The 20,749-nt window shown below is 59.1% G+C and carries 21 protein-coding genes; 7 read left to right on the top strand and 14 right to left on the bottom strand.

From position 1 onward, the window contains the following. Positions 1 to 26: 26 nt before the first annotated feature. Positions 27 to 1,466 (bottom strand): cardiolipin synthase, encoded by a 1,440-nt coding sequence (cls, locus tag ACIP66_RS11820; RefSeq protein WP_053125224.1) that lies wholly within the window; start codon positions 1,464 to 1,466, stop codon positions 27 to 29. A 131-nt stretch (positions 1,467 to 1,597) separates the two neighbouring features. Between cls and ACIP66_RS11815 the strand changes: the two genes are divergently transcribed. Then, positions 1,598 to 2,116: a DUF3617 domain-containing protein gene (locus ACIP66_RS11815; RefSeq protein ID WP_400648204.1), complete on the top strand. Its 519-nt coding sequence runs from the start codon at positions 1,598 to 1,600 to the stop codon at positions 2,114 to 2,116. Between the two features lie 113 nt (positions 2,117 to 2,229). Here ACIP66_RS11815 and ACIP66_RS11810 read toward each other — a convergent pair whose 3' ends face one another. The 6 genes from ACIP66_RS11810 to folE2 are packed head-to-tail and all read right to left on the bottom strand — an operon-like array spanning position 2,230 to position 7,437. Then, positions 2,230 to 3,561: a dihydroorotase gene (locus ACIP66_RS11810; RefSeq protein WP_400648202.1), complete on the bottom strand. Its 1,332-nt coding sequence runs from the start codon at positions 3,559 to 3,561 to the stop codon at positions 2,230 to 2,232. A 4-nt stretch (positions 3,562 to 3,565) separates the two neighbouring features. Then, positions 3,566 to 4,126, bottom strand: coding sequence for a carbonate dehydratase (locus tag ACIP66_RS11805; RefSeq protein WP_400648199.1), 561 nt, complete (start codon positions 4,124 to 4,126; stop codon positions 3,566 to 3,568). Next, positions 4,123 to 4,998 carry a metal ABC transporter substrate-binding protein gene (locus tag ACIP66_RS11800; protein WP_400648196.1) on the bottom strand — a complete coding sequence of 292 codons (876 nt, stop codon included), beginning with the start codon at positions 4,996 to 4,998 and terminating at the stop codon, positions 4,123 to 4,125. Before ACIP66_RS11800 ends, ACIP66_RS11805 begins: the two co-directional genes overlap by 4 nt. 11 nt (positions 4,999 to 5,009) lie before the next feature. Next, the gene (locus tag ACIP66_RS11795; protein ID WP_400648193.1) at positions 5,010 to 5,876 is read right to left on the bottom strand and encodes a metal ABC transporter permease; all 867 of its coding nucleotides are present in this window, start codon (positions 5,874 to 5,876) and stop codon (positions 5,010 to 5,012) included. Next, positions 5,876 to 6,544 carry a metal ABC transporter ATP-binding protein gene (locus tag ACIP66_RS11790; RefSeq protein WP_400648191.1) on the bottom strand — a complete coding sequence of 223 codons (669 nt, stop codon included), beginning with the start codon at positions 6,542 to 6,544 and terminating at the stop codon, positions 5,876 to 5,878. The genes ACIP66_RS11795 and ACIP66_RS11790 overlap by 1 nt, the downstream gene beginning before the upstream one ends. Next, positions 6,541 to 7,437, bottom strand: a complete 897-nt coding sequence (gene folE2 / locus ACIP66_RS11785) for a GTP cyclohydrolase FolE2 (protein ID WP_400648188.1) — start codon at positions 7,435 to 7,437, stop codon at positions 6,541 to 6,543. The genes ACIP66_RS11790 and folE2 overlap by 4 nt, the downstream gene beginning before the upstream one ends. Before the next feature lie 84 nt (positions 7,438 to 7,521). Between folE2 and ACIP66_RS11780 the strand changes: the two genes are divergently transcribed. After that, entirely contained in the window at positions 7,522 to 8,727 is a 1,206-nt protein-coding gene (locus ACIP66_RS11780; protein WP_400648185.1) for an N-acetylmuramoyl-L-alanine amidase, read from the top strand. Here ACIP66_RS11780 and ACIP66_RS11775 read toward each other — a convergent pair. Further along, a complete protein-coding gene (locus ACIP66_RS11775) occupies positions 8,724 to 9,101 on the bottom strand; it encodes a glutamine synthetase (protein ID WP_159813209.1) in 378 nt (125 codons plus the stop codon). The genes ACIP66_RS11780 and ACIP66_RS11775 overlap by 4 nt on opposite strands. A gap of 222 nt (positions 9,102 to 9,323) precedes the next feature. Between ACIP66_RS11775 and zigA the strand changes: the two genes are divergently transcribed. Together zigA and ACIP66_RS11765 are read left to right on the top strand one after the other, a co-directional pair. Beyond that, a complete protein-coding gene (gene zigA, locus ACIP66_RS11770; RefSeq protein WP_212550311.1) occupies positions 9,324 to 10,529 on the top strand; it encodes a zinc metallochaperone GTPase ZigA in 1,206 nt (401 codons plus the stop codon). Beyond that, a complete protein-coding gene (locus ACIP66_RS11765) occupies positions 10,529 to 11,173 on the top strand; it encodes a DUF1826 domain-containing protein (RefSeq protein WP_400648181.1) in 645 nt (214 codons plus the stop codon). Before zigA ends, ACIP66_RS11765 begins: the two co-directional genes overlap by 1 nt. Here the strand turns inward: ACIP66_RS11765 and ACIP66_RS11760 are convergent. Then, on the bottom strand, positions 11,170 to 11,526 hold the full coding sequence (locus ACIP66_RS11760; RefSeq protein ID WP_159813203.1) for an NADH:ubiquinone oxidoreductase: 357 nt from the start codon (positions 11,524 to 11,526) through the stop codon (positions 11,170 to 11,172). The genes ACIP66_RS11765 and ACIP66_RS11760 overlap by 4 nt on opposite strands. 29 nt (positions 11,527 to 11,555) lie before the next feature. Between ACIP66_RS11760 and ACIP66_RS11755 the strand changes: the two genes are divergently transcribed. Next, positions 11,556 to 12,521: a CobW family GTP-binding protein gene (locus ACIP66_RS11755; protein ID WP_400648178.1), complete on the top strand. Its 966-nt coding sequence runs from the start codon at positions 11,556 to 11,558 to the stop codon at positions 12,519 to 12,521. Positions 12,522 to 12,599: 78 nt separating this feature from the next. On the opposite strand, the gene ACIP66_RS11750 is transcribed toward ACIP66_RS11755, so the two are convergent. After that, on the bottom strand, positions 12,600 to 13,013 hold the full coding sequence (locus ACIP66_RS11750; protein WP_159813311.1) for a DUF3301 domain-containing protein: 414 nt from the start codon (positions 13,011 to 13,013) through the stop codon (positions 12,600 to 12,602). Between the two features lie 117 nt (positions 13,014 to 13,130). On the opposite strand from ACIP66_RS11750, the gene pdxY reads away from it, so the two are divergent. Continuing rightward, on the top strand, positions 13,131 to 14,003 hold the full coding sequence (pdxY, locus tag ACIP66_RS11745; protein WP_053125194.1) for a pyridoxal kinase PdxY: 873 nt from the start codon (positions 13,131 to 13,133) through the stop codon (positions 14,001 to 14,003). Between the two features lie 102 nt (positions 14,004 to 14,105). Here the strand turns inward: pdxY and ACIP66_RS11740 are convergent, their stop codons facing one another. Beyond that, entirely contained in the window at positions 14,106 to 14,588 is a 483-nt protein-coding gene (locus tag ACIP66_RS11740; protein ID WP_003229693.1) for an acyl-CoA thioesterase, read from the bottom strand. 279 nt (positions 14,589 to 14,867) lie between these two features. On the opposite strand from ACIP66_RS11740, the gene ACIP66_RS11735 reads away from it, so the two are divergent. Next, complete coding sequence (locus ACIP66_RS11735; RefSeq protein WP_053125192.1) at positions 14,868 to 16,631, top strand: cation:proton antiporter; 1,764 nt, start codon at positions 14,868 to 14,870, stop codon at positions 16,629 to 16,631. A 21-nt stretch (positions 16,632 to 16,652) separates the two neighbouring features. On the opposite strand, the gene ACIP66_RS11730 is transcribed toward ACIP66_RS11735, so the two are convergent. The 3 genes from ACIP66_RS11730 to uvrD all read right to left on the bottom strand — a co-directional run bounded on the left by ACIP66_RS11730 (position 16,653) and on the right by uvrD (position 20,582). After that, positions 16,653 to 17,060: an SMI1/KNR4 family protein gene (locus ACIP66_RS11730; RefSeq protein ID WP_008078852.1), complete on the bottom strand. Its 408-nt coding sequence runs from the start codon at positions 17,058 to 17,060 to the stop codon at positions 16,653 to 16,655. A 139-nt stretch (positions 17,061 to 17,199) separates the two neighbouring features. Further along, complete coding sequence (locus ACIP66_RS11725) at positions 17,200 to 18,075, bottom strand: Tim44 domain-containing protein (RefSeq protein WP_400648171.1); 876 nt, start codon at positions 18,073 to 18,075, stop codon at positions 17,200 to 17,202. A 323-nt stretch (positions 18,076 to 18,398) separates the two neighbouring features. Then, on the bottom strand, positions 18,399 to 20,582 hold the full coding sequence (gene uvrD, locus ACIP66_RS11720) for a DNA helicase II (RefSeq protein ID WP_053125187.1): 2,184 nt from the start codon (positions 20,580 to 20,582) through the stop codon (positions 18,399 to 18,401). Positions 20,583 to 20,749 lie beyond the last annotated feature (167 nt).

The raw sequence follows: 20,749 nt of genomic DNA, 5'->3' as shown, positions 1-20,749 counted from the left end.
TTCCTCTCCTTAGGGAGAGGGGGGCTTTAGAGAATCGGTGAAATAAGCCGGGCGATCCGCATGCCGAGTTGTTGCAGGCGGTGGATCTCCCGGCTTTCTTCTTTGGCGACTTCATCAGACTGCGCGAAGTCGTCGTTAAGCATTTGTTCCACGTCGGCGGCGAACGCACTGTCGACCGTCAGCAACATCACTTCGAAATTCAGCCGGAACGAACGGTTGTCCAGATTGGCGCTGCCTATCGCGCTGATCTCGCTGTCGATCAACACCACTTTCTGATGCAGGAAACCGGGACGGTAACGGAACACCCGCACGCCGGCGCGCACCGCTTCGAAGGCATAAAGGCTGGAAGCGGCGTAGACGATGCGGTGGTCGGGGCGTGAAGGCAGTAGCAATCGCACATCGACACCGCGCAACACCGCCAGTCTTAACGCGGCGAAAACCGCTTCATCGGGGATGAAATACGGGCTGGTGATCCACACCCGTTCTGTCGCCGCGTGGATCGCTTCGACGAAGAACAGCGAGCAGGTTTCGTACGCATCGGCTGGGCCGCTGGCGAGCAATTGGCAGAGCACGCCGTCTTCGGGGTATTCATCCGGCAGGATCAGCGGCGGCAGGGTGCGTGCGGCCCAGAACCAGTCTTCGGCAAACGATTCCTGCATGCACGCCACCACCGGACCACGCACTTTGACGTGGGTATCGCGCCACGGTGCCAGCGGTGGTTTTTCGCCCATGTATTCATCGCCGACGTTGTGCCCGCCGACGAAACCGACCACGCCATCGACCACGACGATCTTGCGGTGGTTACGGAAGTTGACCTGAAAGCGATTGAGCCAGCCGCTGCGCGTGGCGAAGGCTTTGACCTCGACACCGCCATCACGCAGCGCCTGCACATAACTGTGGGGCAGGGCGTGGCTGCCGATGCGGTCGTAGAGCAGGTGAATGGTCACGCCATCGGCAGCTTTCTTCAGCAGCAGATCACGCAGGCGCTGGCCGAGGCGGTCATCGTGGATGATGAAAAACTGGATCAGTACCGCTTCCTTCGCCTGCTCGATGGCGTGGAAAATCGACTCGAACGTCGCGGTGCCGTTGATCAGCAGCTGCACTTCGTTGTTCGCCAGACACGGCATGCGCCCAAGCTTGGGCATCGCCCGCAGTGAGGCGTAGGCATTCGAGGCGCGCGCGGTCAGGGCTTCTTCCACCCAAGGCCGCCAGTTCAGTTCGGAAATGGCCTGACGCATTTGTTCGTTGGCCTGGCGCCGCGCCTTGATGTAACCATCAAACGTGCTTCGGCCGAACACCAGGTACGGAATTAGCGTGAGGTAGGGAATAAAGATCAGCGACAATGCCCAGGCGATCGAGCCTTGAGCCGTGCGCACGGTGAGCACCGCGTGAAGGGCGGCGATCAAGCCGAGGGTGTGTATCAGGGCGATCAGGTAACCGAAAATGTGCGGTCCAAAATAATCCATGGGGCAGCCTTGCTCCGGAAGATTCAATGCTTAACAGACCATGTTCTGTCGCGATTGTCGCTATTTAATTGGTGCATGAACCGAAGCAACCGGCCGACGTCTAACGGCCACTACTGATCAGGAGTTTTTCGATGAACGTTCGTCTGCTGGGTTTGGCGCTGGGTCTGGGTTTGGCTTTGCCGGTGGTTGCTCAGGCGCAGATGCTGCAGCCGGGTCTGTGGGAAATGACATCGAGCAACGTCAAGGTCGATGATCAGCCTATGGATGTGCAATCGATCCTCGGTCAACTGCAAGGGCAGATGACCCCGCAACAGCGTGCGGCGCTGGAGAAAAACGGCATCAATATCGGCGGCAAAGGCATCCGCGCCTGCCTGACGCCAGAGCAGGTGGCGACCAACGATATTCCGTTGGCCGACCCGCAGTCGGGCTGCAAACAGCAGATCACCGATCGCACCGGCAACCAGTGGAAATTCCGCTTCAGCTGCCCGAAAGCACAGGGCACCGGCGTGGCGACGTTCCTCAGTGATCGTGAATTCACCACGGTGGCCAACGGCACGTTCAATGCGATCGGGATCAACCAGAGGGGCAGTCTGGAAACCCGTGCGGTTTGGCTGGGCCAGGATTGCGGCGCTGTGAAACCCCGCGCTTAATGCGATCCCTGTAGGAGCTGCGGCACGCTGCGATCTTTTGATCTTGATTGCCAAAAACAAGATCAAAAGATCGCAGCCTCGTTGCACTCGTCAGCTCCTACAGGGTTTTTGAATCAGCGCATGAATCGTAGCGCTAGCCCGCGACACCCCTCGTTCACCCGTCCCTCCCGCCACGCAATCTGCCCCGACACAATCGTCGCATTCACCCGATGCCGAAAGCTGCGCCCGGCAAACGGCGTCCATCCGCACTGCGACAGAATCGGCTGCCGATCGACCTCCAGCCTCTGCGCTTCAACCAACACCAGATCCGCCCAATACCCCTCACGCAAATAGCCACGATCCGGAATCGCAAACAGATCCGCGACGCGATGGCTGGTCTTCGCCACTAACGTCGTGACCGGCAAAACCCCATCCGCCACCAACTCCATCAGCGCCGGCAACGCATGCTGCACCAGTGGCAATCCCGACGGCGCCTGTGCGTAAGGCTGCTGCTTTTCTTCCCAGGTATGCGGCGCATGATCGCTGCCGATAACGTCCAACCGATTGCTGTTCAAAGCCTCCCGCAAAGCATCACGATCGTTCTGACTCTTTATCGCCGGGTTGCACTTGATCAGGTTGCCGAGGCTTGGATAGTCGCGATCATCGAACAACAAATGATGCAGACACACTTCAGCGGTGATGCGTTTCTGCGCCAACGGTTTGTCCTCAAACAACGCCAACTCTCGCGCGGTGGTGAGGTGCAAAACGTGAAGGCGTGTGCCGTGACGTTTCGCCAGTTCCACCGCCAGTGATGAGGATCGATGACACGCCTCGGCATTGCGGATGAGCGGGTGAGCGGCAGGCGGAATACGATCGCCGAACAGCTCGCGCAGATTGGCCGCGTTAGCGTCGATGCTTGGTGTGTGTTCGCAGTGCGCCAACAGGATGGTTGGCACTTCGGCGAACAGTCGCTCAAGGATCTGCGGATCATCCACCAGCATGTTGCCGGTCGACGCGCCCATGAACACTTTCACCCCGGCCACTTCACACGGATTGAGCGCAGCCACCGAATCGAGATTGTCCCGGCTCACGCCAAAGTGAAAGCCATAGTTAGCCACTGAGTTGATCGCCGCCCGACGCTTTTTATCCGCCAGTGCTTCGAGGGTGAGGGTGGCCGGGTTGGTGTTGGGCATGTCCATGAAGCTGGTGATGCCACCGGCGACCGCCGCGCGCGACTCGGTGTGAATGCTGCCCTTGGCCGGCGCACCCGGTTCACGGAAATGCACCTGATCATCGATCATCCCCGGCAGTAACCATTGGCCGTTGGCGTCGATTTCTACCGTGGCGTTTTCACCTTCAATGCTTCGCGCAATTTTGACGATGCGCCCGTTGCTGACCAACAGATCGCCGTCAAACTCGCGTCCTTCGTTGACCAGCCTGGCGTTGCGAATCAGCACGCTGCTCATGGTTTCAGAACTCGTTCTGCAAGGCTTTGTAGCCGCGCACCAGATCGACATTGGTGCGCGCCACGTCTTCGGAAAACTCCGAAGCGCTGACGCTCACCGGTGGGAATAAGGAGAGGTCGGTGTTCGGGCCGATGCGGGTGGTGGAGGGCACGTAGATCGCGTCCGGCAAATCGCGACCATCGACCACCGAGTTGTGCCGTACCACGCAGCCGTTGCCGACGATGCAGTTGAACAGCACGCTGTTGAAACCGATGAACACGCGGTCGCCGACCACGCATGGGCCATGCACGATCGAGCGGTGGGCGATGGAACTGAACTCGCCGATGGTCACCGCCGCACCGGATTTTGAGTGGATCACCACACCGTCCTGAATGTTCGAATTGGCGCCGATGGTGATCGGCTCCATGTCGCCTGAGGCGTCCACTTCGTCGGCGCGTATTACTGCGTAGGGGCCAACGAAAACGTTCTCGCCAATCACCACTTTGCCGCAGATGATCGCGGTTTTATCGACGTAAGCCGACTCGGCGATTTGCGGCAAATCGCCTGAAGGATTCTTGCGGATCATGGTTTGCTCAGCGCGTCGTAAAGGGTATTGAGGTTGTATTCGAACAGACCGGTGAAGGTGCTGGCCGGGCCGCTGGCGGCGAGGGCGTCGGAGTACAACGTACCGCCGATGTGCGCGCCGCTTTCATCAGCGATCTGCTTGAGCAAGCGAGCGTCCTTGATGTTTTCCATGAACACCGCTTTGACCTTGGCCTGACGAATCTGGGTGATCAGCGCAGCGACTTCAGCGGCCGAGGGTTCACGCTCGGTGGACAAACCCTGTGGCGCCATAAAGTCGATGCCATAGGCCTGACCGAGATAACCGAAGGCATCGTGGCTGGTGACGATCTTGCGATTGCCCGGCGGCAGCGAACCAAGCTTGGTTTTTGCTTCGGCGAGCAGCGCGTAGATCTGCTTCAGATAGGCTTGGCTGTTGCGTTCGTAGTCGGCCTTGTTCGCTGGGTCGGCAGCGATCAGCGCTTTGGTGATGTTGGCGATGTACAGCTCGGTGTTCGCCAGATTGTGCCAGGCGTGCGGGTCGGGAACGGTTTCGCCGTCCTCATCCAGCGAGCGTGGAATCACGCCATGGCTGGCACTGATGATCCTAGCTTTGGTCTCGGTGCTGGTCACCAGTCGATCCAGCCACGGCTCGAAACCGAGGCCGTTCTTGATGATCAGTTTAGCGCCGAGCAACGCTTTGGCATCGTCCGGTGTCGGCTCGTAAGTGTGCGCATCGGCGTCCGGGCCGACCATGTTGGTGATCTGAATATGCTCGCCGCCGACCTGATGCACCATGTCGCCGAGAATGCTGAAGCTGGTCACCACCGGTAATTTTTCTGCCGCCGACAATGACATCGACAGCAGCAGGCTGAACAACACGAGTAGAGCGCGCATCGGGAAACACCTCATTGGGATGTGAGCAGGGGCGGGCGGCGCAGCAGACCGTGAACCGGCCCGAACACCACCGACAACAGATAGCCGACGCCGGCGACCAGCACGATGGCCGGGCCGCTTGGCAGCGAGTAGTAGAACGACAGGAGCAAACCGAACCACACCGAGAGGCAACCGATGACGGCGGCGATGGCAATCAGGATCGGTAAGCGGCGGCTCCAGAATCGCGAGGCAGCGGCGGGGAGCATCATCAGTCCGACGACCATTAGCGCGCCGATGGCCTGGAAACCGATCACCAGATTGAGTACTACCAGCGTCAGGAACACGCCGTGGGCGAGAGGGCCGAGGCGGCTGACGGTTCTCAGGAATAGCGGGTCGAGGGTGTCGAGCAGCAGCGGTTTATAGATCAGTGCCATAGCGATCAAGCTGAATCCCGAGACCCACAACATGCCGGTGAGGGTCGGGCCGTCGACGGCCAATGCTGAGCCGAACAGCAGATGAAGCAGGTCGAGGCGTTTGCCGGCGATGCCGAGAATCAGCACTCCGCTGGCGAGGGAGATCGGGTAGATCGCGGCGAGGCTGGCGTCTTCGCGCAGACCGGTGCGGCGGGTGATCCATGCGGCGAGTCCGGCCATGCTCAGGCCGGCGCCGAGGCCGCCGAGTGTCAGTGCGGGAAGGCTCAGGCCGGCGAACCAGAATCCCAGCGCGGCGCCGGGAAGGATGCCGTGGGCGATGGCGTCACCGATCAGGCTCATCCGTCGCAGGATCAAAAACACACCGAGTGGTGCCGTACTGCACGCCAAGACCAGGCCGCCGAGCAGGGCGCGGCGCATGAACACGAACTCGTTGAACGGTTGCCATAAGTGGGCGACGGCGAGCATCAGGCCACCTGCGTGTGAGGGGTTTGCTGGATCAGTTCGACGCTGGCGCCGAATACGCATTCGCGGTTTTTGATCAGTAACGTTTGCGGAATATGTTGGCGTACGGCGGCGAGGTCGTGGCAGACCACGACGATGGTTCGACCCTGGTTATGCCAGGCATGGATGTGTTGCCAGAGCAATTGTTGGCCGAGTTCATCGAGGGCGGCGTGGGGTTCGTCGAGGAGCAGAACCGGGGCATCGGTCAGGCTCAAACGAGCGAGCAGGGCGCGTTGTAATTCGCCGCCGGAGAGGGCCATGAGCGGGCGGTTTTCCAGTCCGCTGAGGTGCCAGTTTTCCAGTGCGTCTTTCAGGCGTTGTGCGCGCAGTTGGGTGGAGAGTCGGCGTCCCCAGAAACCGGCGGCGATCAGTTCCTCGAGGCTGATGGGGAATTGGCGGTCGAGGTGCTGTTGTTGGGGCAGGAACGACAAGCCGCTTTGACGTGGAACACTCAGGCTGACTTTGCCTGCCAAAGGATTTTGCAGGCCGGCGATGACTTTCAGAAGGCTGCTTTTGCCACAGCCGTTGGCACCGACGATTGCTGTGAGGCTACCGCTTTCCAGCTCTAGATTGAGGGGCGTGGTCAGCGGTTGACCGGGAGCTCCCCAGCTCAGGGATTGGCAGCGGATCATGCTTGCTCACGCTGCCAGTGGCTTTCGGCGACGGCGTCGTGGGCGTGAAGACTTTCTGCGTGGATCACTCGCAAATGGAATTGGTTAACCCCGGGTGTACGGCGAAGTGCGAGATTCAATCGGCGTGCGGCGTCTTCGCAGAACATCAGGTTCTGCCCGTTGGCGAGGGCGAAGGCTTGTTCGTCGGCGCGTTTTACGGCGGTTTGTACGGCGGTGCCTAGGGCGGCTTCAGCGTCATTGATGATCGCGCTCAGCGGTAACTCGTCGATGAACTCGTCGAGGTGCACATGCAGTTGTGCGGTGCTGCGTTGGCTGTGAGGCGTGGCGATGATGCCTTGGGTCGAGCCGAGCCAAGCTAGAACGTCTGCATGCTGAAGGGCTTTATTGGCGAAGTCGTCGACGAATTGTTGCTGGATTAACTGTCGAGCCAAGGCTGCTGAACAGGGGCAAGTCGAAGAGTAGGGCACTTCAATTTTGAGTTCCACGTGGAACATCTTGTTTTTCAGACTGGCTGAAACGGTCGCGGGATAGGATTTCCAACCGGCCAATGGACTGATCAACGCAGGACGTTTCAGCAGTAAATCGGTGTGGATATTCAGGTAGGCGCAGTTGGATAAACCTTTGTGGCTATCCAGAAAACGTTTGAGCACCTGGTGCAGCAGAGCAGGGGAAAGGCTCTGCTGTTCCAGCGCTTCCAGCGCCAGATAAAGCCGCGACATGTGAATCCCGCGAGCCTTGCCGTCATCCAGACTCACTCCCGCATCAGCCTTCGCACTCAAGCGTTGGCCTTCCAATAAAACAGGTAATGCGATGCCGTGCATGCCCACCCATTCGAGGGGCAAGGCTTGGCGAGCGGACTGCGCGGCGATATCCGGAAGTGTCAGCGAATTCATGTTCGAAGCCATCGTGTTGAATGAATTGGATGTTATATTATAACAATGCAATCCACGATGCCTTTTTCATGAACAGGTTTTCATATGCACAGACGCCATCTGCTCAATTTGATTTTGGCCAGCGCGGCCTTCGCCCTTCCGTTCAGTGTTTCGGCCGCGCAAATTCGCAACGCGCGGCTGTGGCGTTCTGCTGAAAAGCTGCGATTGGTTTTCGATTTAAGTGGGCCTGTGCGCTACAAGACCTTCACCCTCAGTGCTCCTGAACGGCTGATCATCGATGTGTCCGGCGCAAATCTGAGCGGGGATTTCAGTCAGTTGACGCTTAACGGCACGGTAATCCGGTCGATTCGATCCGGGCCTTTTGGTCAGGGAGACACGCGGATTGTTCTCGATCTGAGTAATCCAGTGCTGCTGAACAGCTTCCTTTTGGCGCCGCAGGATGGCCAAAGTCATCGGTTGGTTTTGGATTTAATCACTGCGAAAACGTCGCCAGTGACCACCACAATGGTTCCACGTGAAACACCCAACATCGGCGCTCATCCCAAGCGCGACATCATCGTAGTCGTCGATCCAGGACACGGCGGAAAGGATCCCGGTGCGGTCGGCGCGAAAGGTGAGCGGGAGAAAGATGTGGTGCTTTCCATTGCTCAGCTACTCGGCAAACGCCTGAAAAAGGAAAAAGGATTCGATGTAAAACTGGTGCGCAATGACGACTTCTTCGTGCCTTTACGTAAGCGCGTGGAGATTGCCCGTCAGCATAAAGCCGACATGTTTATCTCGGTGCATGCCGATGCGGCGCCACGGCTGACAGCCTCCGGCGCCTCTGTGTATTGCTTGTCTGAAGGTGGTGCGACATCGGCGACGGCGCGCTTTATGGCGCAGCGGGAGAACGGCGCGGATCTACTTGGCGCTACCAGCCTGCTCAATCTCAAGGACAAAGATCCAATGCTCGCCGGGGTGATTCTTGATATGTCGATGAACGCGACGATCGCCGCCAGTCTGCAACTGGGCAACACCGTGCTGGGCAGTCTGGCCAGTATCACTACGCTGCATCAGAAGCGCGTGGAACAGGCTGGATTTGCCGTGTTGAAGTCGCCCGATGTGCCGTCGATTCTGGTGGAAACCGGCTTCATTTCCAATGTTCGCGACAGTCAGCGACTGGTCACGGCGCGGCATCAACAGGCCGTGGCGGATGGTTTGTTTGAGGGATTGCAGCGCTATTTCGAGAAAAATCCACCGATCGATAGCTATCTCGCCTGGCGACAGGAGCAGCAAAAAGCATCGGTCTAGCAGCCGACGATTCGGCTGCAAGTGAATTTCGCACTGCTGCCGCCCGAGCTGGAAAAGCGATTAATGGTCGTCCAGCCGACGCGGCGGGTGTAGCCAACCCACGCTTCGCCATCAGAGGCGACACCGGTGAAGAATGTCAGTTGGCCAAAGCGACTGTTGGTTTGCGCCCAATAACGCTGCCCAATCTTTTCAAATCCACGCAGGTAAAGCGTATTGCCGACAGTGTTGACGCTATACGCATTGCCCTCGGCATCGATGCACGCCAGCAGATTAGCGCTACGTGTGCAGCTGGCCAGCGTCGGCAACTGCGCCGACGCATTGCCAGCAATCAGCAATCCAAGGCTCAACAACGAGCATTTCAGCGCAGTTTTCATTACCAATTCCGCGTGTGGGATGGGCTCAGCTTCCTGCTGTTTATCGCTCAGGACAAGAGCAGGGCTGGTTTATTCATGTTGTTATACTATAACATAAATAATAACTGAGCCTGAGCAGGCCGATTTCAAGCGTTTAGCTTCAACGAAACCCTCGTATGAAGCCTCAAAACGCCAAGCGCTAGTAAAAGCGTCAATCGGCTGCCTTCCTATGAGGATTATCCAATGTCAGCCGAATTGCCCGTCACCGTACTTTCAGGATTTTTGGGCGCCGGAAAAAGTACACTTTTGAATTACGTACTACGTAATCGAAAGGGCCTTCGCGTCGCAGTTATCGTCAATGATATGAGCGAGATCAATATCGATGGCAGCGAAGTCCAGCGTGATGTCAGCTTAAACCGCGCAGAAGAAAAAATAGTCGAAATGAGCAACGGCTGTATCTGCTGTACGTTACGCGAAGACTTGCTCGAAGAAGTCAGCAAACTCGCCCGGGAAGGGCGCTTCGACTATTTGCTGATCGAATCCACCGGTATCTCCGAGCCGTTACCGGTCGCTGAAACCTTCACCTTCCGCGATGAACACGGGCAAAGCCTCTCCGACATCGCGCGTCTCGACACCATGGTGACTGTAGTCGACGGTGTGAATTTCCTGCCGGACTACCAGGCGGCGGAAAGCCTCGCCTCCCGTGGCGAAATTCTCGGCGAGGAAGACGAGCGCTCGATCACCGACCTGTTGATCGAACAGATCGAGTTCGCCGACGTGCTGTTGATCAGCAAGATCGACCTGATCAGCCAGCCCGAGCGTGAGGAATTGATCGCCATCCTCAAACGCCTCAACGCTCAAGCCGAGATCATTCCGATGGTGATGGGCGAAGTGCCGCTGGAGAAGATCCTCAACACTGGCCGCTTCGATTTCGACCGAGCCGCGCAAGCACCGGGCTGGCTGCAGGAATTGCGTGGTGAGCACGTGCCGGAAACCGACGAGTACGGCATCGCCTCGACGGCCTACCGTGCGCGCCGGCCGTTTCATCCGCAACGTTTCTTCAACTTCATCGATCGCCCATGGCTGAACGGCAAACTGCTGCGCTCCAAAGGATTCTTCTGGCTGGCGAGCAAACCCACAGACGCCGGTAGCTGGTCGCAGGCCGGCGGCTTGATGCGTCACGGTTTCGCCGGGCGCTGGTGGCGATTTGTACCGAAAAACCAGTGGCCGCAGGATCAGGAAAGCACCGCCGCGATCATGGAAAACTGGATACCGAGCGTAGGAGATTGCCGTCAGGAACTGGTGTTCATCGGTCAGAACATCGATTTCCTACAGCTCTCCGACGAGTTGGACGACTGCCTGCTCACCGATGAAGAAATGGCCCTCGGCGTAGAAGGCTGGCGATTGCTGGCGGATCCGTTCGGCCCTTGGCATGAAGAGGCCGCCTGATGCTCGCCCTCAAACTCATGCAAAACCGTACGCGCCATCAGCACCAATGGCCGACACCTGAAACGCTGACGAAAATCCTCCAGGACGACACCAACCTCGCCGTGTGGCAGCGGCAATTGCCGTTGCACATCAGCGATTTCGCTCAGTTACTGCTATCGCTCAACGAACCCTTGGCGGAATCGTTATGCCTGGAGCTGGCGAAAGAGGATGCCGAGCCTGACCTGACCGGGTTGGCCTCAGGCTTCCGTGATCTGGAAGGCTATGAAGGCTTTGTCGCCGATCTGAAATGGCTGGTCAGCGCCTTCGCCTGTTTGCTGGGCGCCAAGCGCATCGGCCTGCGCCTGCGGGTGCTCGATAAAGCCATGTGCCCGCGATTTCATGTCGATCACGTGCCGGTGCGGCTGATCACCACCTACGCCGGCGTCGGCAGCCAATGGCTGAAGGAAGGCACGATGGATCGCCAGCAACTGGGGCAGGCCAACGCCGAACCCCAAGCGCAAATCCAGCAACTCAACAGCGGCGACGTTGCGCTATTGAAAGGCGAGAAATGGCACGGCAATGAAGGTTTCGGTCTCATTCATCGCTCACCGCAACCGGCCGCTGGCGAGCGCCGATTAATACTGACCCTCGACTGGCTCGGTTAAGGCTTGAGCCACGACCCTTGGCTCTGGCCTTCGCAATACGGCTTTAAATATGCGGCATCGGTGGCGACGCCGTAATAGTGGATGTCCTGGCGATAAGGCATATTGGCGACTTGCGCGTTGCTGCACACACCGAAGGCACCGCTCGGGCACTGATCGACGTACTGCACCTCGACTTTCTGCCCGGCCAGCGTCGGTTGGCAGAAGCCATCGTTGAACAGTTTCTGCGGAATGTTGCGGTTCTGCTGACAGACTTTGACGTCGAGCCGCTCGCCCTGACTGTGCACCACGCAGGCCTGAGCCCACGCTTCGCTCGACAGCAGCGCCAACAGCAACGACCATCCCATCCAACGCATCTTCGAATCTCCCAAGAAAATTCCCGGCCATGTTGCAGAACATTCCTACCCATGTCATTGCTGGCCCTTTGGGCGCCGGCAAGACCAGCCTGATTCGCCAGCTCATGGCCCAGCGGCCAGAGGGCGAGCGTTGGGCAGTGCTGATCAATGAATTCGGCCAGATCGGCCTCGACGCCGCGCTGTTGACCAGCGACGCCGATGGTATCGCACTGGGCGAAGTGGCCGGGGGCTGCTTGTGTTGCGTCAATGGCGCGCCGTTTCAGATCGGCCTCGGACGTTTGCTGCGTAAGGCCAAACCCGATCGATTGTTTATCGAACCGTCCGGACTGGGGCATCCGGCGCAATTGCTCAAACAGTTAAATGAGGCGCCTTGGCTGGGTGTGCTGGCGGTGCAGCCTTGTGTTTTGGTGCTGGATGCTCAAGCGCTTGAGGCGGGGAAAGCGTTGCCGGCAGCGCAGCGGGAAGCGTTGGAAAGCGCGGGCCTGTTGCTGTTGAACAAGGCTGAAAATCTCGATGAACCGGCCCGGGCAAAAATCGCCAGCCAGTTGCCGCCAGTCCGGTTGATCTGGACGCAACAGGCGCAACTATCGCTCAGCGAATTGCCGGGCCTGGCTGCACAAGCGGTCAGCGGTGTGGATAACTTGGTCGTACCCAAGGGATTAGGGCAGATGCCGGCCGTCTGGAGCGATCCGATGCTGCCGATTTGCCTGAGTCAGGCGCAGGAGGGAGGCTGGAGCATTGGCTGGCGTTGGCATCCGGGGCAGATATTCGACAAGCAGCGCATTGCTGACTGGCTGACCAGCCTCAATTGGCAGCGGGTGAAACTGGTTATCCACAGCGCGGAGGGCTGGGTGTCTGCGAATGCTTTGGATAATGCCGAGTTGAATTGGCAGGTCAGCGAGTGGCGGAGGGATTCGCGGATCGAGCTGATCTTCGGTGAGGCGCTGGATGTTGAGGTGTTGCAGCGGGGTTTGTCGGGGTGTCGGGAGGGGTAGATCAAAAGATCGCAGCCTTCGGCAGCTCCTACAGGGTGTACATAAATCCCATGTAGGAGCTGCCGAAGGCTGCGATCTTTAGGGTTTCCACTTGGTATGTTCCTGCCGCCACTGGCTCAGCTCGATAACTTCCGCCCGCGGCCGCTGCACCTCAACCACCGGCGGCGTATCGTCGAACGGTGCCGGGTAGGGCGCCAGCTCAATCTGCGCACTGTGCGCACCAAACTGGGTAATCGTGCCGTTATGCCGGGATTCGCCAGTCACGGTGAATTCGAAGTTGTAGACCCGCGCCAGCCGTCGACGACCGTTGGCGTCCTTGATCAAACCGATCTTTTTCAGCGCGACATTCCCGTCCAGCAGCTCGACGCCGACATTGATGCAATGCTGTTTGACCCGCGCCAGCGCGCGCTCGCGCAAACCGTGGTTGTGCCACAGCCACGCGCCGGCCACGGCGAACAGCATCAGCACGAAGATGTTTTCGAGGGTCAGCATCAACATCAAACTCCAAAAGATAGCGTCAGCTTAACTGCGTCGCCGGTCTGTCGTACAGGCTGCGTTTCGTCGCATACTGCGCGGCTTGAATTTCAATCGTTTTACGGAATGCCCCGAATGAAACGTACGCCTCATCTGCTCGCCATTCAGTCCCACGTGGTGTTCGGCCACGCCGGCAACAGCGCTGCGGTTTTTCCGATGCAGCGGGTCGGCGTCAACGTCTGGCCGCTGAACACGGTGCAGTTTTCCAACCACACTCAGTATGGCCAGTGGACTGGTGAAGTGCTGGCGCCGCAGCAAATTCCCGAGCTGGTCGAAGGCATTGCCGCGATTGGCGAGTTGGGCAACTGCGATGCGGTGCTGTCCGGTTACCTCGGCAGCGCGGCGCAGGGCCGGGCGATTCTCAGCGGCGTAGAGCGCATCAAGTCGGTCAACCCGAAGGCTCTGTATCTGTGTGATCCAGTGATGGGCCATCCCGAGAAGGGTTGCAGCGTGCCGACCGAGGTCAGCGACTTCCTGTTGGAAGAAGCGGCGGCCGTGGCCGACATCATGTGCCCGAACCAGTTGGAGCTGGACAGCTTTTCCGGGCGTAAACCGCAGTCGCTGTTTGATTGCCTGGCCATGGCGCGGGCGTTGCTGGCGCGTGGGCCGAAAGCGGTGCTCGTCAAACATCTGGATTATCCGGGCAAACCGGCGGATGGCTTCGAGATGTTGCTGGTGACGGCTGAAGGCAGCTGGCATCTGCGTCGCCCGCTGCTGGCGTTTCCGCGTCAGCCGGTGGGCGTCGGCGATCTGACGTCCGGCCTGTTTCTGGCGCGGGTGCTGTTGGGTGATAGCCTGGTGGCAGCGTTCGAATTCACGGCGGCGGCGGTGCATGAAGTGTTGCTGGAGACCCAGGCGTGCGCTAGTTACGAGCTGCAGCTGGTGCGGGCGCAGGATCGGATTGCGCATCCGCGGGTGAAGTTTGAGGCGACGGCGATCAGTCTGTAATCGCGTTATCGTTCAAAAAAGATCGCAGCCTGCGGCAGCTCCTACAGGGGAATACAAAACCCTGTAGGAGCTGCCGAAGGCTGCGATCTTTTGCTTTTGATCTCAGGCGTCGCCCTTGATCTCCTGATAACGCTTCTCCAGCTCCTGACGAATCTGCCGACGCTGCTGCGCCTGCATATACCGACGCTTGTCTTCACTGTTCTGCGGTTGCAGTGGCGGCACGGCGGCCGGCTTGCGCTGGTCATCGACCGCGACCATGGTGAAAAAGCAGCTATTGGTGTGGCGCACCGAGCGCTCGCGGATGTTTTCGGTCACCACTTTGATGCCGACTTCCATCGAGGTATTGCCGGTGTAGTTGACCGAAGCGAGGAAGGTCACCAGTTCGCCGACATGGATCGGCTCGCGGAAAATCACCTGATCCACCGACAGCGTCACTACGTAACGGCCGGCATAACGGCTCGCGCAGGCGTAGGCCACTTCGTCGAGGTATTTGAGCAGGGTGCCGCCGTGGACATTGCCAGAGAAGTTGGCCATGTCGGGGGTCATCAGTACCGTCATCGACAGCTGGGCGTTTCCGGGTTCCATAACGTTCTCACGGATCAAGGCTGAATTCTGGAAGCACCTCTGCGGGTGCCTGGTCGCTTTTCAAAAGCACCGTTATCGGGACGCCGGGCGACGGGCCGCCGTCACGCCGGGATCGATCTGTTTCCATATATTGCACCGCCTTCCAGCCGCAAGTCGCGGTGTTAACCTGCAAAAGCCCCTCTCAAGGGCAATTCCCACACGAAAAGCGGATTTTTACTTCGCTCGCTCAGACTTTTCTGACGTCTGACTGCGAGCCTCGTCCATCAAGGAGCCCACGCCATGCATGCCATCAGTTTTATTCAGGACCTGGCAGTGATCATGTTGGTCGCGGGTGTGGTGACCGTGTTGTTCCACCGCTTCAAGCAACCGGTGGTGCTCGGCTATATCGTCGCCGGTTTCATCATCGGCCCGCACACGCCGCCGTTCGGCCTGATCCACGACGAAGAAACCATCAAGACTCTCGCCGAGCTTGGGGTGATTTTCCTGATGTTCTGCCTCGGGCTGGAGTTCAGTCTGCGCAAGTTGTTCAAGGTCGGCGCGACGGCGTTTATTGCGGCGTTCCTCGAAATTGTCCTGATGATCTGGATCGGCTACGAAATCGGCCGCTGGTTCGACTGGAACACCATGGACTCGCTGTTCCTCGGCGCGATTCTGGCGATCTCCTCGACCACCATCATCGTCAAGGCGCTCAACGATCTGAAGATGAAGAACGAGCGCTTTGCGCAGCTGATCTTCGGCGTGCTGATCGTTGAAGACATCCTCGGCATCGGTATCATTGCGCTGCTATCCAGTATCGCCGTCAGCGGCACGGTCAGCTCCGGCGAAGTGTTCTCCACGGTCGGCAAGCTCTCGCTGTTCATGATCGTCGCGCTGGTCATCGGCATTCTGTTGGTGCCGCGCCTGCTGGCTTATGTGGCCAAATTCGAAAGCAACGAAATGCTGCTTATCACCGTGCTAGGCCTGTGTTTCGGCTTCTGCCTGCTGGTGGTCAAACTTGAATACAGCATGGTGCTCGGCGCATTCCTGATCGGCGCGATCATGGCCGAGTCGCGTCAGTTGCTGAAAATCGAACGGTTGATCGAGCCGGTTCGCGACCTGTTCAGCGCAATCTTTTTCGTCGCCATCGGCCTGATGCTCGACCCGATGATCCTGCTGCAATACGCGTGGCCGATCGCGGTGATTACCGTCGCCGTGGTGCTCGGCAAGATGTTGTCCTGCGGCCTAGGGGCGTTTATCGCCGGCAATGACGGACGCACCTCACTGCGCGTGGGCATGGGTCTTTCACAGATTGGCGAATTTTCCTTCATCATCGCCGCGCTGGGCATGACCTTGCAGGTCACCAGCAACTTCCTCTATCCAGTGGCCGTGGCCGTTTCGGTGATCACCACGCTGCTGACGCCATACCTGATTCGCGCTGCCGATCCGCTGTCGATCAAGCTGTCGAGCGCGATGCCCAAGCGTCTTGGGCGCGTACTGGGGATGTATGGCGAATGGCTGCGCAGCATTCAGCCGCAAGGCGAGGGCGCGATGCTGGCGTCGATCATTCGCAAGATCCTGCTGCAAGTCGGGGTCAATCTGGCGCTGGTGATCGCGATTTTCTTTACCGGCGCATTCTTCGCTGAACGTCTTTCGACCTGGCTGCAGGACTGGATCGCCGATCCTAGCTGGCAGAAGGCGTTGATCTGGGGCGGGGCGTTGCTGGTGTCGTTGCCGTTCTTGATCGCTGCTTATCGCAAGCTCAAGGCACTGTCGATGCTGCTGGCGGAGATGGGCGTGAAACCCGAGATGGCTGGGCGGCACACGCAGCGAGTGCGCCGGGTGATCGCCGAAGTGATCCCGATTCTCTCGCTGCTGGTGATTTTCCTGCTGTTGTCAGCCTTGTCGGCCAGTATTTTGCCGACCAACAAGTTGCTGATGCTCATCGCCGTGGTCGCGGCCGCCGTGGCGGCGCTGCTCTGGCGCTGGTTCATCCGCGTGCACACGCGGATGCAGGTGGCGCTGCTGGAAACCCTCGACAACCACAAAGAGTCGTCGGGGCATTGACCGGCCGGGGCGGCTGGCCGATCAGCTTTCCAGCCAGACGTCCCGCGCCCAGTGCCATACCGATTCCCAGGACTCTTCGGTGATCAGCTCTTCTTCGCCCGACCACAGCACCACGGTGCCGTCTTCTTCGACGCAGTAGTAGTTCTCACCGTCCTGGCAGATCGGGATGAGGTCACGCGGTACGCCGATGTCCCACGCATTGGCCGCAACATCCGGCAAATAGGTGTGCGACTGCGGGTCGGTGACGGTTACCGGTTCCAGGCTGCCGTAGACCACATCGCTGACGGTCAGCAAAAATTCTTTGAAAACAAACGGGATGTTGATGAAGAGTTCTTCTTCGACTTCCACCAGTTGGTCTTCGTCAGGCAACTCCAATGGAACCGGTACGGGTTCGTTGGCTTCGCGCAGTTGTTCGATGATTTCTTCCACGTCCGGGATCCTCTTGCTTGAATGGCGCGGTTTATATGGGCCGGTTTATACAGTAGCTCGCTATAGATGCAACCGCGAAATAGAAAACCCCAGCCGAGGCTGGGGTTTTTTATTACAGCAAGTGAACCGCGTGAGGGGATCAGCCGTTCTGGCGGATACCGGCGACCAGCCAAGGCTGGTTCTCGCCCTGCGGACGTTCCATGTTCCAGCTTTCGCTGAACACTTCGCCCTGATCGAAACGCGAGGACTTCGACACACCGTTGAAGGTCAGGGTGGCGATGGTCTTGTCGGCACGGTCATCCACGCCATCCAGTTGAACCTGGAGGTTGTCGATGTAGGTCGACTGGAACGCGTCGCCCAGATCCGCACGCTCACGCTTGAGGAACTCAAGCATTTGCGGGGTTACGAACTCGGCGATCTTGTCCATTTCGTTGGCGTCCCAGTGCTGCTGCAGCGACTGGAAGTGGCTGCGTGCAGCTTCAAGGAAGTTCTGCTCGTTGAACCAGGCTGGCGCGTTGATCACCGGACGGACGGCAGCAGGTGCAGCCGAACCACCGAAGATCGAACCCATGCCGGCAGGCTTCTGCTCGAACACTTCACGCTGCATTGGCGCGCCGGCCGGAGCCAAGTGCTCCTGCTGCTTGCGTCGACGTGCGGCGATGAAGCGGAAGATCACGAACGCGATCACGGCCATGATCAGGATGTCGAAGATCTGCATGCCCTGGAAGCCGCCGCCCATGAACATGGAAGCGAGCAGACCACCGGCAGCGATACCGGCCAGTGGGCCGAGCCATTTCGAAGCACCGCCGGCCTTGGCCGCAGCGCCTGCGGCACCGGCAGCACCAGCGGTCGCCGCAGCGCCGCCCATGCCTGGAGAAGAAGGAGCCATCTGGCTGGTCTGGTGCGACGGCGCAGCGCCGGCGCTTTTGCCACCACCAAAGCGCTTGGCGTTGGCGTGGAGGCTCATCGTCAGGCCGATGCACAACGCCATGGCGATGCTAAGAAAACGTTTCATAAAGGGATTTCCCGTTTGTGGAGACACGCGCGCCATGTTGCACAGCTGAAGTGTTACTGGCTAGCGAGAGAGTGTTTCGGGCTTTTGCCTGACAGGTAGCGTTCAGCTTCGCGAGGCAATCAGCGGATGTACTTTTGGCTGTAGGAAAAGGGGATTGGTTCAGCCGGATTTTGGCTCAAAACATCAAACCCTGTAGGAGCCGAGCTTGCTCGCGAAGGCGGTCTGTCAGTCAACACAACAGTTGAATGTTCCGCCGCTTTCGCGAGCAAGCTCGGCTCCTACAAAGAGCAAAGAGCAAAGAGCAAAGAGCAATTGAATGGGGCTTAGATAGCTTCCAGCTTGGCGTAACCGAGCATCAGCCACTTGCTGCCTTCGCTGAAGTTCACCTGCACCCGTGCCTGCGCACCCGCGCCTTCGAAGTTAAGGATCACGCCCTCACCAAAAATCGAATGGCGTACCGCCTGGCCCAGACTCAACCCGGTTTCCGGAATTTCACTGCCGGCGAACAGGTTGCTGCCGCTCATCGACTGATTGCCGCCGAACGGTCGGCTGACGCTGTTCGACAAACGGACTTCCTGAATCAGACCTTTCGGCACTTCGCGTACGAAACGCGAGACCTTGTTGTAGGTTTCGCTCCCGTACAAGCGGCGAGTTTCCGCGTAGGTCATCACCAGATTCTGCATCGCCCGGGTGATGCCGACGTAAGCCAGACGCCGTTCTTCCTCAAGACGCCCCGGCTCTTCCAGGCTCATCTTGTGCGGGAACAGGCCTTCTTCCATGCCCACGAGGAACACGTAAGGAAATTCCAGGCCTTTGGCGCTGTGCAGCGTCATTAACTGAATGCTGTCTTCGTGCTCGTCAGCCTGAGTGTCGCCGGCCTCCAGCGAAGCGTGGCCGAGGAATGCCGCCAGTGGCGTCAGCTCTTCGTCTTCTTCGTTGTTCTCGAAGTTGCGCGCGGCGCTGACCAATTCCTCAAGGTTTTCTACCCGAGCCTGGCCCTTTTCGCCTTTCTCCGCTTCGTGATAAGCGATGAGTCCGGATTGCTCGATGACGGTTTGCGTCATCAAGTGCAGCGGCATCTCGGCGCACTTGGCGGCGAGGTTCTCGATCAGCTCGATAAACGCGCCCAAAGCTCCCGCCGCACGACCGGTCAGGCCTTTATTAGCGACCAGCAGGCGCATGGCTTCCCACATCGACACATCGCTGTGACGTGCGTGCTCGCGGATGGCTTCGACGGTTTTCTCGCCGATGCCACGGGCCGGAACGTTGATCACCCGTTCCAGCGCCGCGTCGTTACCGCGACCTTCGAGCAAACGCAGGTACGCCATGGCGTTCTTGATTTCCGCACGCTCGAAGAAGCGCTGACCGCCATAGATGCGATACGGAATACGCTCGCGCAGCAACGCTTCTTCCAAAACGCGCGATTGGGCGTTGGAGCGATAGAGAATCGCGATATCGCTACGGGCCAAGCCTGTTTTCAGCGCGCTTTCGATGGTTTCGACAACGTAGCGTGCTTCGTCGTGTTCGTTGAACGCGGCGTACAGATTGATCGCCTCGCCATCGCCGCCGTCCGTCCACAGCTCTTTGCCGAGGCGCCCGGTGTTGTTGGCGATCAAGGCGTTGGCAGCCTTGAGGATGCCGGCGGTGGAGCGGTAGTTCTGCTCGAGACGAATGGTCACCGAATCGGCGAAGTCGGACGAGTACTGATGAATGTTCTCGATCTTCGCGCCGCGCCAGCCGTAAATCGACTGGTCATCGTCGCCGACCACCATCAGGCTGTCGCCGCCCTTGCCGAGCAGGCGCAACCAGGCGTACTGCACGGCGTTGGTGTCCTGGAACTCGTCCACCAGAATATGGCGGAAGCGCTTTTGGTAGTGCGCCAACAGGCCCGGATGATCGCGCCACAAATCGAGGGCGCGCAGCAGCAGTTCGGAGAAGTCGATCACACCGGCGCGCAGGCACGCCGCCTCGTAGGCTTCGTAAATGCTGCGCATGGTCGCCAGGTACAAATCGCCGCTGGCCTGAATATGTTGCGGCCGCAGACCTTCGTCTTTCTGGCCGTTGATGAACCACTGAGCCTGACGGGCCGGCCAGCGTTGCTCGTCGAGACCCAGCTCGCGGATCACCCGCTTGACCAGCCGTTGCTGGTCGTCGCTGTCGAGAATCTGAAACGTCTGGCTCAAGCCCGCTTCCTGCCAGTGCGCCCGCAACAAGCGGTGCGCCAGGCCGTGGAAGGTGCCGACCCACATGCCCGCCGGGTTGATACCCAGCAACTGCTCGATGCGGTGACGCATCTCGGCAGCGGCCTTGTTGGTGAAGGTCACCGACAGAATGGAGTGGGGCGAGGCGTTTTCGACCTGGATCAACCAGGCGATACGGTGCACCAGCACTCGGGTTTTACCGGAGCCAGCACCGGCCAGGACCAACTGACGGCCAACGGAGGCTGCTACAGCCTGGCGTTGGGCATCGTTGAGGGAGTTCAGCAGAAGGGAGAGATCATCGCGCATCGGGGCATTCTAGGGTGCGCCGCAGGCCCGGGCAAACCGAGCTTTGCATTAGCCGATGAAAGTGCTGCCAATGACGACCGGTCGGTCACCGGCGACAGCCGTTGGCCCGCTTGGCTCTGCGGGTTTCAACGGTGCCTGAGGGGGGAAAAGTTTTGCGCAAATTATGA

The sequence above is a fragment of the Pseudomonas sp. NPDC088429 genome, from assembly GCF_044753305.1.
Lineage (GTDB): Bacteria > Pseudomonadota > Gammaproteobacteria > Pseudomonadales > Pseudomonadaceae > Aquipseudomonas > Aquipseudomonas rustica.
This window is presented reverse-complemented; position numbering and strand designations above follow the sequence as displayed.